This is a genomic window from Amorphus sp. MBR-141 (genome assembly GCF_053628695.1).
This window is the reverse complement of the sequence record NZ_JBRJGW010000089.1, coordinates 1-1,316: the sequence shown is the minus strand read 5'-3', so window position 1 is coordinate 1,316 and position 1,316 is coordinate 1. Positions and strand designations below refer to the sequence as shown.

1 protein-coding gene is annotated in these 1,316 nt (G+C 61.9%); it reads right to left on the bottom strand.

From position 1 onward, the window contains the following. Nucleotides 1-856: 856 nt before the first annotated feature. Nucleotides 857-1,081, bottom strand: coding sequence for a hypothetical protein (locus ACSSVZ_RS28125; protein ID WP_453974170.1), 225 nt, complete (start codon nucleotides 1,079-1,081; stop codon nucleotides 857-859). Nucleotides 1,082-1,316: the final 235 nt, after the last annotated feature.

Below are 1,316 nucleotides of genomic sequence, written 5' to 3'. Positions count from 1 at the left end.
CAGATCCGCGCTGCCTTCCCAAGGCTGCGCATTCGCCTGGACGAGTGGGGTCTCCTGATGACGCCCAGCCGCACCGACCAGCTGTTCGTGCCGCCGAAGGGGAAGTAGCCGGTAAGGCTTGCTTGCTGCGAGAGGCAACGGCGGCAGGGATCGGCTGTCAGGAGGCGGGCTTTCGCTCCAGCACGAAAGCAAGAGGTCTTGCTGGCACGACAGCCCGAAAGCACGGCAGCACGCTTTGAGATCCGAGACGCAGGAGGTCCACCATCGCACTCCACGATGGTTGTCTCATCAGGCAAGCCACACGAGCAGGTGGCTGGCGGCGGGTCTTCATGCCGGCGCGCGACGTCGCCCTTGCTGACGCTGGCGTTGTGTTTTTGGACGCGGCCTACGCGGGAGGCCCAGGCAGCGTGTCCTGTGGGGCGACATTGCCGAGCTGCCGCATGCGCCTGTTGTTTTGGCGGAACCTCACCGGACCGCCGAGCTCCCCTGGCCCCAGAACCCTCCACGCAGACTACGGTACGCTGGCGCCAAATCGCGGGCCCGGAATTCCGGGAGGCTCAGGAGCGCCAACGCAGACTTCGGTACGCCCTTGCGCAGACTAGGGTACGATATTGGCCCGGTCCACGCAGATCAGGGTACGCGGTCACGCAGACCACGGTACGCCCACCACGCAGAGTAGGGTACGCCGACGAGGCGGAATTCGTTGGTCAGCGCGGCCTCTGGCAGGCCGCATATAGTTAGAACAGATATCTTCTACCTATAAGACAACAGATAAACTCACATATGTGCCAGATACTCGATTCTTCGTCTTTGAAAAGAAAAAGGGCCCGCTTCGCAGCGGGCCCCGGATGCTTGATCAGGCGGCGCGAGATCCCTCAGCAAGCCAGGCCTGAAAACCGTCAACGTGGATGTAGATGCGTCCTCCGACACGAACAATGGCACCGGACTGGTCGAGGCCGTTGGCATGACGGTGGAAGAGCCACCACCGCATCTTGCCTTCAGTCAGCCAAGGCGCCTCGCCGACAATCTGTTTGACCGTCCGCAGCTTCGTGTGGTCGACACGACCATCTCCCTCGTTCATCGGTCCCTCGTAAGGTTTGGGAAAGAGAAGAAGAAAGAAAGGGCCGCGAGGCCAGCGACGACAGCACGCGTCACCACTGGCAAATATAGTCGAGATGACGCTTAACGGCAAGGTTGAGCCGGGGCGGCACTTGACCGCCACTGACCTGCCACTGAACTGTCATCCAGCTGCGATTAGAGCCTCGGTCGTTTCTGCTACGCCATAGGGCGCGGGTTGAGCAAGCGGCGGAGACGCG